This is a genomic window from Emticicia sp. (assembly GCF_043780375.1).
Classification (GTDB): Bacteria; Bacteroidota; Bacteroidia; order Cytophagales; family Spirosomataceae; genus Emticicia.
Window position 1 is genome coordinate 21713 of sequence record NZ_JAYWCU010000270.1, and the last position, 10458, is coordinate 32170.

9 protein-coding genes and 1 pseudogene are annotated in these 10458 nt (G+C 35.6%); 3 read left to right on the forward strand and 7 right to left on the reverse strand.

What is annotated here, in order from left to right:
• The first annotated feature begins 116 nt into the window (after positions 1–116).
• Positions 117–1031 (forward strand): ABC transporter ATP-binding protein, encoded by a 915-nt coding sequence (locus ACH2CJ_RS19915; protein WP_394995791.1) that lies wholly within the window; start codon positions 117–119, stop codon positions 1029–1031.
• A gap of 77 nt (positions 1032–1108) precedes the next feature.
• Complete coding sequence (locus tag ACH2CJ_RS19920; protein ID WP_394995794.1) at positions 1109–2446, forward strand: ABC transporter permease; 1338 nt, start codon at positions 1109–1111, stop codon at positions 2444–2446.
• A 40-nt stretch (positions 2447–2486) separates the two neighbouring features.
• On the opposite strand, the gene ACH2CJ_RS19925 is transcribed toward ACH2CJ_RS19920, so the two are convergent.
• The 7 genes from ACH2CJ_RS19925 to fbp all read right to left on the reverse strand — a co-directional run bounded on the left by ACH2CJ_RS19925 (position 2487) and on the right by fbp (position 9877).
• Positions 2487–3128, reverse strand: a complete 642-nt coding sequence (locus ACH2CJ_RS19925; RefSeq protein ID WP_394995810.1) for a peptidoglycan DD-metalloendopeptidase family protein — start codon at positions 3126–3128, stop codon at positions 2487–2489.
• Positions 3129–3207: 79 nt separating this feature from the next.
• A complete protein-coding gene (locus tag ACH2CJ_RS19930) occupies positions 3208–5310 on the reverse strand; it encodes a TonB family protein (protein WP_394995797.1) in 2103 nt (700 codons plus the stop codon).
• Between the two features lie 57 nt (positions 5311–5367).
• On the reverse strand, positions 5368–5778 hold the full coding sequence (locus ACH2CJ_RS19935; protein ID WP_394995799.1) for an energy transducer TonB: 411 nt from the start codon (positions 5776–5778) through the stop codon (positions 5368–5370).
• A gap of 51 nt (positions 5779–5829) precedes the next feature.
• Positions 5830–6207 (reverse strand): BlaI/MecI/CopY family transcriptional regulator, encoded by a 378-nt coding sequence (locus ACH2CJ_RS19940; RefSeq protein ID WP_394995802.1) that lies wholly within the window; start codon positions 6205–6207, stop codon positions 5830–5832.
• A gap of 180 nt (positions 6208–6387) precedes the next feature.
• Positions 6388–6924 (reverse strand): photosynthetic reaction center cytochrome c subunit family protein, encoded by a 537-nt coding sequence (locus ACH2CJ_RS19945; protein WP_394995805.1) that lies wholly within the window; start codon positions 6922–6924, stop codon positions 6388–6390.
• Positions 6925–7174: 250 nt separating this feature from the next.
• Positions 7175–8758 (reverse strand): phosphoenolpyruvate carboxykinase (ATP), encoded by a 1584-nt coding sequence (gene pckA / locus ACH2CJ_RS19950; RefSeq protein WP_394995808.1) that lies wholly within the window; start codon positions 8756–8758, stop codon positions 7175–7177.
• Between the two features lie 126 nt (positions 8759–8884).
• The gene (gene fbp, locus ACH2CJ_RS19955; protein WP_394995813.1) at positions 8885–9877 is read right to left on the reverse strand and encodes a class 1 fructose-bisphosphatase; all 993 of its coding nucleotides are present in this window, start codon (positions 9875–9877) and stop codon (positions 8885–8887) included.
• Between the two features lie 387 nt (positions 9878–10264).
• Here fbp and ACH2CJ_RS19960 point away from each other — a divergent pair.
• Positions 10265–10458: pseudogene (locus tag ACH2CJ_RS19960) on the forward strand (acyl-CoA desaturase); the annotation flags it as partial.

Here is a 10458-nt window from a genome sequence, read left to right on the forward strand (position 1 = left end):
AAAACCTAACTCCTATTTCCTACCTTTCATTTAAGAAACAATCCATTTGTAAATATTTCTTTATAAATTCTGAGGTAGAGTTTATATTTGGGTCACTAAACCAAAAACAAATAACCGTGAATAATATCCTGGAAGTTCACAATGTTGTGAAGCGATATTCGCAACACACAGCCCTCAACGACGTAAGCATCAATATTCCAAAAGGAGTAATTTTTGGTCTTTTAGGCCCAAATGGTGCAGGAAAAACCTCTCTCATTCGCATCATCAACCAAATTACTGGCCCCGACGAAGGGTATATTTTGTTTGATGGAAAAAAACTCAACCAAAGCCACATCAAAGAAATTGGGTATTTGCCCGAAGAACGTGGACTTTATAAAAAAATGAAAGTTGGTGAGCAATTGCTTTATTTGGCTCAACTCAAAGGTCTTTCAGAAAAAGAAGCCCTCGAAAAACTAAAGGCATGGTTTACAAAGTTTGATATAAAAACTTGGTGGACAAAAAATGTAGAAGACCTATCGAAAGGTATGCAACAGAAAATTCAATTTGTGGCAACAGTGCTGCACGAACCAAAATTGATTATTTTGGACGAACCATTTTCTGGCTTCGACCCAATCAATGCCGATTTGATAAAAAATGAGATTCTTGAGCTAAAAGAAAAAGGTTCAACAATCATTTTTTCTACGCACCGCATGGAGTCTGTCGAAGAACTTTGCGACCATATTGCATTGATAAATAAATCAGAAAAAGTATTAGACGGAGCAAAAAACGAAATAAAAGAACGCTTCAAAACCCATACGTATCACGTAGAATATTTGGGAGTTTTGGAAAATACTGGCAATGATTTTGAAATTTTAAACACAGAAAAAATCGAAGACAATTATTCCACTTCTACCATTAAAATCAGACCTGAAGTACCTGTCAATCAATTAGTTAGACAATTACTTGATAAAGTAGAGCTTCGTTCGTTTGGAGAAAATATTCCGACAATGAATGATATTTTTAAGATGGTTGTGAATGAAACTATTGATTGATACTTTACGAAAACTTCCAATTTGGTACGCCATAATAAACAAGTTACAAACTTGTTATACATCAAAAAACTTAAAACATGAAAAACATACTACTTATCCTTCGCCGAGAATATTTGGTTAGAATCAAGAAAAAATCTTTTTGGGTAATGACCCTCTTAATGCCCTTGCTAATTTCTGGATTTTATGCTTTGCTTTTTTGGGGAGTTTTCAACTCTCGAGAAATGCAAAAAGTATCAATCATTGACGAAAGTGGAGCTTTCACTCAAAAATTTAAAGACTCTGAAAAAGTAAAATTTGAGTACCTCAATCTACCACTCGATTCGGCTATTAATCGACTTAATCAAAAGCGTACGGATATTGTCGCTTTGATTCCAAAAAACATCATGGAAGACCCAAGTAGCCTAAAAATTTATACAGGAAAAGGCGTTGGCTTTGAGATTCAGGGAAAAATAGAAAATATCATTCAGAATGAAATTCGTAATGTAAAATTAGCAAAAGCGGGTATCGACCAAAAGATTTTGGAAGAAGCCGACGTTGACGTGTCGTCAAAAGTTGTGGTGGTAAGCAAAGAAGGTGAACAAAAAGAGCAAAATACGCTTGCCTCAACAATTTTAGGTTTTATTGCTGTTATTTTAATGTTTTCGACTGTAATTGGTTTCGGAATGCAGGTAATGCGTGGTGTTATTGAAGAAAAAACCAATCGAATTATCGAAGTAATTATCTCATCAGTAAAGCCATTTCAGTTAATGATGGGCAAAATTTTAGGCGTAGGATTGGTAGGTCTTACACAATTTACTCTCTGGATAACGCTAACTCTTATTCTTACAACTGTTAGTTCATCGTTATTACCTTCGCAACAAATTGCTAAAGCCGCTCAAGAACAAATGTCTGAAATGCCACAAAAAGACAAAGACAAAATCACTAAGAAAGTTGCCGAAAGCCCTTCGGATGCTGGTAAAGTAATGGCGTTTTTGGAAAGTGCCAAAAGCCTTAATATTCCATTAATTATTGGCTGTTTTTTGTTTTACTTTTTGTTTGGTTATTTGTTTTACGCCTCGGTTTATGGAGCAATCGGCTCGGCGGTTGATAACGAAACTGATACTCAGCAATTCATGTTTCCTATAATGCTACCACTACTTGCAGGCTACTTAATTGGACTAATGACAGCAGGACAGGCCGATAATAAATTGCTATTTTGGGCATCAATGATACCTTTTACGTCTCCAATTACCATGATGTCACGTTTGCCTTTTGGTGTAGAACCGTGGGAATTAATTCTTTCGATGTCTTTACTTGTAGTAAGCACAATAGGCATGGTTTGGTTGGCTGCAAAAATCTACCGTGTGGGTATTTTGATGTACGGCAAAAAACCTTCGTTTAAAGAAATCGGAAAATGGTTGTTTTATAAAGGGTAAATAATCGCTGGTACAAGTCTTGATTGACTTGTACCAGTTTCTATTTTAAACCCAAAATCAAATTTGGATCAAGGCAAATTTGCTTATATTTTTCTTTTTCAGATAAAGCACATACCCCTGCAAAATCGCCTTTCATGCCCATCATGTCGGTCATAACCTGAAAATGCAAATGCGGAGGCCAATCGCCGTTGATTGGGAAATTGCCAATTTCGGCTATTTTCTCGCCTTTTTTAATAACTTTTCCTTCAAAAATCCCGTCAAGAGAAGCCAAACTTAAATGTCCGTAAAGCGTATATAATTTTTCGTTTGGCGTGAAGTCAAATTCTTGCAAATGTTCCAAAATGATTGTTGGGCCATAATCTCCAAAATTATCATTATTTTGAAAACTTTGCACAACGCCATCAAATGGGGCATAAATCGGAGTTCCTGCTTCTGCCCATAAATCAATGCCGAGATGAATACATCTTGGCTCTTCTTGTGCCGAAAAATGCTCGCTTCTACGATAAATAACTCGATGCTCCATATAGCCACCAACGCCCATTTTTGCATTCACAGCAGCAATTTTATTAAAAACATACTCCGAAAATTGAGTAGTATTTTCTAAATCTATGGTTTCTAAATCTTTATTATTGGCAGTAAAATCAAGCCAAATGTAGGAATCAAGGTCAATTACTTTGGACATCATAAACGATAATGATTGAATAAATCTCAAATTTACAATTTTTCAAGACTTATTCACTCAATTGTTCGCTGATAATTGCTTACTGCTCTTTCACCCAAATATCAACCCAACCATCGTAACCTTCTTTCAAAACCTTCTCTTCGTACTCGTTCAAGGAAGTTTTGCGGGCTTTTATATCATTGAGTTTGATTACATTTACTTGCATAATGCGGTCAGTCGAAAAATCATTGGCAGTTTTTGCATCAATTATTTCACGATTTTTGCCTACTTTTAGGGTATAAAGTTGTTTGCCTTTTATGGTGAAATTAGGTTCTTCTTTTGTAATGAAGTTCTTTTTAGTAGTTACTATAATCACTCCATTTTTGCCTTTTTCGCCATAAAGTGCTGTAGCCGAAGCATCTTTTAAGACCGAAATAGATTCAATATTTTCTGGTTTTATATCTTTTATTGCATCTTTATTCACCGTTACGCCATCAATAACCCAAAGCAAATTGCCAGAATTAATTTGTGCAGTTTTATTTTCAAACTCTAACTGTGTTCCATCTAATTTTCTTCTGACATTATTATCTTCAATTGGGTCATTTTTTTTTACTTCATTTGAGCCTTCCTCCAAAACAAAGCTAATAGGCATCGTAAAATATACATTTACAGGAATTCCATTTTGCTTGCCTGCATTCCATTTGGGCATCATTCCGATAACTCTAACGGTTTCTTCATCACAACCATTGCCAATTCCTTTCAAAACAGTCATATCAGAAGTAGAACCATCTTTACGAACGATAAACTTTACAAAAACTTTCCCTTGTGTATTGGCTTTTTGTGCTGCAGAAGGGTATCTAAGATTTTGCCCAATAAATTTATACATTTCTTTGATTCCCCCAGGGAAAGTCGGATTTTCATCAACTGTCGTAAAAACCTCTTCGTTGATTGCTTTCCCATTTTTGGCATATCCTGTTACCACAAACTCTTCCAAATTATTAAATTTACCGCCCTCTGTTGGCATTATCACTGCATTATTCCCTGTTTTCAACGAAACATTTATAATTATTTTGTCAGTAACAGGTATAGTATTTATTTCAAAACCTTTAAAATTAAATGTCAATTCATCTTCAGGAAGAGCATCAATTTTATAATCGCCATTCACATCCGACGTTGTGCCTTTGTTTTTGCCGACTACAGAAATTATTACGCCCGCCAACGGCGTTCCATATTCTTTCGAAGTGATTTTTCCCGAAATTATACTATTATTTGCTACAATGAGTTCTTTCAAAGGCACAATTGGCAACTCATAAACAGTTTTTTTTGCTGCCAAATCAATACAAAGCTCTACTTTTTTAATCGTTTCGTGTCTTGCAATACTTGCCGACGCTATCACGAGCATCAAGACAAATAAGGGTGCTGTAAAACCATATTTCAACATGGCAATCTTACGAGAGCGTGGTTTTTGTAACATTTCGATGCGTCGTTTTAGGGTTGAATGTTTGAAAAATGGATTGGTAAGTTGGTGTGGATTTAGCCCGAATTGTTGTGAAAAAAGTAGCATTGCATAGTCGGCTTTTGTAGGTTCTAAGCGACTCGCAATATCATCCGCAATAAATTCGTGGGTATTTTTAATTGATTTTTTGTAGAAATAAACAACGGGATTGAACCAACAAAGCACCGCAATCAACTCAAAAAGCATCACATCAGCCGAATGCAATTGTTTAATATGTACATATTCGTGCTCCAGTACAACTTCTCGTTTTTGTAAATCTTTGTCCACAAATACAAAGTTGAAAAATGAAAAACTAACTCCCTCCTCATGATGAGCTGAAGTGTTTTCTAATAACTTTTTCAACTGTACGAGATTAAATATTAGCTTGATAGCCAAAAACATGGTACAGGAAATATAGAATATCTTCAATAAATCGTACCAAGTAAATGGATTTTCCGTGCTTGCTCGTACCTCAAAAACGGCTGGACTCAGCACAGTATAAAAAACTTCGCTGACCTGTTGGGTAATCAAAAACGACTGAATATAGTCGGAATACCAAAACGGAATACCGAAGCTCAAAATCGCAGAGCCTACCAAATATGCTCGATTGAGACCATAGAAAGTTTCATCGAAAAGCAATAGGCGATAAAAGCCGTAAAACAGCAACAAGTACAAATTTACTTGAACGAGATAATGTAAAAAATTCATATCTCAAAACCCAAAAGGGTGGTTTATTGGTTGAATAGAATAGTTTATCAACAAAAGCTATTTAGATTTTTTATTCTCCATAGCAAACATCACGGGCAAAACAAAAGATGTTCTGACGGCTTTACCATCTTTCATACCCGCTGTCCATTTTGGCATTGCTTTCACAATTCGCTCTACTTCTTCATCACAGCCAAAGCCAATACCTTTCAAGAAGGCTATTGAATTGATGCTTCCATCTTTTTCAACAATCATTTTTACAATAACTTTGCCTATAACAGTTGCTTTCACCGCTTGCTCTGGATATTTGAGATTTTTTCCAATGTATGCGTACATTTCCTTCAAGCCTCCTGGGAATTCGGGTATAATATCAACTTGTTCAAACACAACATCTTCGTTTTTTGAAGTTTGAGCATAAGAAACGTTTGTAGCGAAAATCGCCAATAGTAAAATAACGAATAGCTTTTTCATAATTATTGGTTTTTAACTTATTGATAATAAGCACTTTACATTTATTTTGTTTTAATATTTAGCATTTTTCATGCTATCAATCAGTTTTAAAATTTCATCGGCTTCTTTCACGTCAATTTTCTTTTCTCTCACAAAAAACGAAAACATTTCCTCTACAGAATTCTCAAAATAGCCTTGCATGAGTTTGCCTGTGGCAAATGATTTGTATTGCTCTTTGCTTACAAGTGAAAAATATTCGTGTGTTTTGCCGTAGGCTTTGTGTCCTACAAAGCCTTTTTGTTCGAGAATACGAACGATGGTAGAAACGGTATTATAAGCAGGGCGAGGCTCAGGAAATTGCTCCAGTATGTCTTTCACAAAAGATGGTTCTTGGTTCCACAATATTTGCATTACTTCCTCTTCTGCTCGAGTTAAATCTCTTAATTCCATTTTAGTGGTGTTTAATTTCATAACAAATATATAACTAAATATTTAGTTTCAAAACTATTTGTATAGTTTTTTTAGAAAAAAAAACGCAAGAAATTCAATGTATATGAATTTCTTGCGTGAAATATATGTCATAATATATAGGTAAAGATTGAAAAATTTCAAGCCCTACAACGTAATTTTCTAATTTTTTGCACCTCCAGGATTTGAGCCTGCTCCGTCAGGACGTGGACGTGGACCTTGCGGACGGGGACCGTCGTGCGGTGGTTCTTTCATTTCGTTGTGGCATGAAATGCAACCCATCGTTACGGGCTGACGGAAACCTTTCATTTGAGACAAAAGATCTCGATTAAGACGGTCATTCATCACAATCATTTCGCGAGTACGGAGATGATTACGACTTTTTTCCGATGCCCAATTGTTTACTTCATGGCAAAACTTGCAAGTTACGCCTAAAGCATGACCCCAATTATTCATGATACTTAATAATTGTTCGGTTGATTTGCCTTTGAGTGACTTGATATTCTTAAAAACCGAATCGGCAAGAACCGTTTCTTTTCCTTTGAGAGAATCTTTCAAGAATGTAATATATTTTTCACGGTCGAGCATCAAAGTATCTTTGACGACAGCTTTTGGTTCAATTTTTGGAGAATTATCATTCATTGATATAAAAGAGGTAATGCCAATAAAGACAAATAGAACTAGTACAAGAATTTTCATAGATTATGAGGTTATAGATTGAAAAAGAAAGGTGCAATATAAAAAATATTTGTGATTTAGCGATTTGTGATTGACGATTAAAGTTTTGGATTAACATTAAAAAGAATAGGTTTCTAACTTGTTCAACAAGCTATCACAAAAAATGCCCCACCATAAGCAGGGCATTTTAAACTTAGATTCTAAGCAAAAAATTCAACCTTAAATAATTAATACACCAATTTTTATTCTCCTAATTTAAAAATCAAAACTTCTATTCAGGGCTTCCTGCCAAAATTTCAGTATCGGCAAAGTCAGCATATTTTTCAAAATTATGTCGAAACATATTTGCCAGTTTTTTTGCCGCAATATCATATTGTTCTTTATCAGTCCATGTGCTTCTTGGATTTAGAATTTCAGAAACTACATAAGGGCAATGTTCTGGAATCATCATGCCGAAAATCGGGTGCTTCGTAAAAGAAACTTTATTCAAATCGCCATTCAAAGCTGCTGTAATCATGGCTCTTGTATTTGAGAGTTCCATTCGTGAACCTACACCGTAACTTCCGCCTGTCATACCCGTATTAATTAACCAAACATTTACTTTATTCTGGCGAATTTTTTCACCTAATAAAGTCGCATATTTGGTTGGATGTAAAGGCAAAAATGCTGCTCCAAAACAAGCAGAAAATGTTGCCTGTGGCTCTTTTACGCCCATTTCTGTTCCTGCAACTTTAGAGGTATAACCCGATATGAAATGATACATTGCTTGACCAACCGTCAGCTTTGAAATGGGAGGTAAAACCCCGAAAGCATCATAAGTCAAAAAGAAAATATTTTCAGGAATTCCGCCCACCGAAGGCTCTACGGCATTTGGAATATAATGAATCGGATAAGCCGTTCGGGTATTTTCAGTTACTGAATTATTGTGATAATCCACTTCACGAGTGCCTACAATAAAACGAGTGTTTTCTACAATAGACCCATAGCGTATGGCGTCAAAAATTTCTGGCTCTTTCTTTCTGCTCAAATCAATCACTTTGGCGTAGCAACCACCTTCAAAATTAAACACACTTGTCTCAGACCAACCGTGTTCATCATCGCCAATGAGTCCACGATTTGGATCAGCCGAAAGTGTCGTTTTACCAGTTCCTGACAAGCCAAAGAAAATAGCAGTATCTCCTTCATTGCCAATATTTGCCGAGCAGTGCATCGGAAGCACGCCATTTTCTTGAGGTAAAAGATAATTTAGGACTGTAAAAATGCCTTTTTTCATTTCGCCAGCATAACCTGTTCCACCAATCAACAAAATTCTACGAGTCATGTCAACAATCGTAAAGTTGGCTTGGTGAGTGCCGTCAATGACGGGGTCTGCTTCAAATTCTGGAATACAAATAATTGTAAAATCTGAAACAAAATTTTGCAAATCCATCTCATTTGGACGAATGAACATATTGTTACAGAATAAATTATGCCATGCTTTGGTATTGATAATTTCAAGATTCAAGCGATAATCGGCATTAGCACCTGCAAACGCCTGACGCACGTAAATACGTTTATCTTCAAGAAAATCAAGCATTTTTTCGAGTAAAGCATCAAATTTTTCAGGCGAAAACTTAAAATTAACGTCACCCCACCAAACTGTGCTTTCAGTCTTTTCGTCGCAGACCAAAAATTTATCTTTTGGCGAACGACCAGTAAATTTTCCAGTATCACACATCAAAGCTCCTGTATCGGTCAGAACCCCCTCTCCGTTTTGAAGAGCAGCCTCAATCAATTCAGCAGGGCTAAGATTATTAAAAACTTCTTTGGCTTTGATTGACAATTTTGTCGGGTTAATGTCAGTTAAAATTTCCATTGAATTATTTAGTATATTGAAGAAGTATAATTCTGCGACAAGTAAGGCTTTAATATTTTATTCTGAAATGATTTTGGTCATATCATAAAAACGACAAACATCTCATTATCAGCCATTTATCATGTTCTAAAAATTCAATAACAAATCATTGACCATGTTTTTTGCTCCTACATAAAAGGGGCTACGTTGATGTAATTCTTTGGGTGTGATATCTAAAATATTTTGATGTCCGTCGGTTGAAACAGCCCCTGCTTGCTGGGCAATAAACGCCAAAGGATAACACTCATAAAGCAAGCGTAACTTGCCTTTTGGGTATTTTTTCGACGCAGGATAAAGATAAATTCCTCCTTTTAAAAGATTTCGGTGAAAATCAGCTACCAACGAGCCAATGTAACGCCCAGCATATTCTTTCAGCCGACAATTGACAATATAGCCTCTTACACCACTCACAAAATCATTGTAGTTCCCTTCATTTACTGAGTAAATGATGCCATCTTCGGGGCTATTTATTTCATTTTGAGACAGGAAAAATTCGCCTAATGAATTTTCATAAGTAAAAGCATTTACTCCCTGCCCTGTTGTATAAACCAAAATTGTAGAAGAACCATAGAGAATGTATCCTGCTGCTACTTGATTCCGCCCGCCTTGCATGAAATCTTCCAATGTTGCCCTTGTTCCTATGGGAGTAACTCTACGATATACCGAAAAAATTGTTCCTATCGACACATTTACATCAATATTAGATGAGCCATCAAGCGGGTCGATTGCTACTACATATTTACCCTCGTCATTGTCGGTATAGATAATTTCGTCTTGCTCCTCGGTGATGACCGCACACACTTCTCCACCATTTTTTAAAGCTCTTAGAAACCGAATATCGGCAACCACATCCAATTTTTGTTGGTCTTCTCCTTGCACATTCTGACTTCCGAATGCACCAGTAATATCAACCAAACCAGCTCGATTTACTTCCCGATTGATGATTTTTCCTGCAAGAGCAATATCTCTTAGCAACTGAGAAAGTTCGCCTGAAGCAGTGGGCATCGCACTTTGTTGACGCTTAATAAAGCGGTCTAAAGTAACGCCGACAGGCATTGCAAGAGTCTCTTGCTTGGTCATGGTTTTGGTTTCTAAGCGAATCATAGCACAAATGTATAAATTGGTGAAATGCGAAACAAGTATTTTTAGCGAAATTTCGCTTATTTTTTAATATTCTTAGATAAATACAATTTTTTCAACACAAAATTTATTTAGAAACCAATTTTTCAAAAAATCAACATTCATTGTTTTGTAGCAATATATTTGTGTAAATCAATAAATAAAGATCAAATTGACTCTCCTGTACACTACTATATTTTCAAAAAAGTTAAATAAACCTTAAAACATTAGCAACTCAATTATTTGAATAATTATATTTATAAAATTTCGAAAACTGACTTTTATCATAATTTTAACTTTTCCATACACTTACTTTTACATTTAATTATCACCAAAAAAACATTTCAGATGGTTATTTTAGCTTTTTTCTTGTGCCATTGGTACTTTTCAATCTTGATGCAAACCTTCTTTTTGCATCGTTATGCCTCTCATCAGATGTTTACGATGAATAAGTTTTGGGAGAAATTTTTTTATACATTAACCTTCATTGCACAAGGTTCTTCGTTCCTTAGTCCGAGAGCTTATGGCATAATGCACAGACT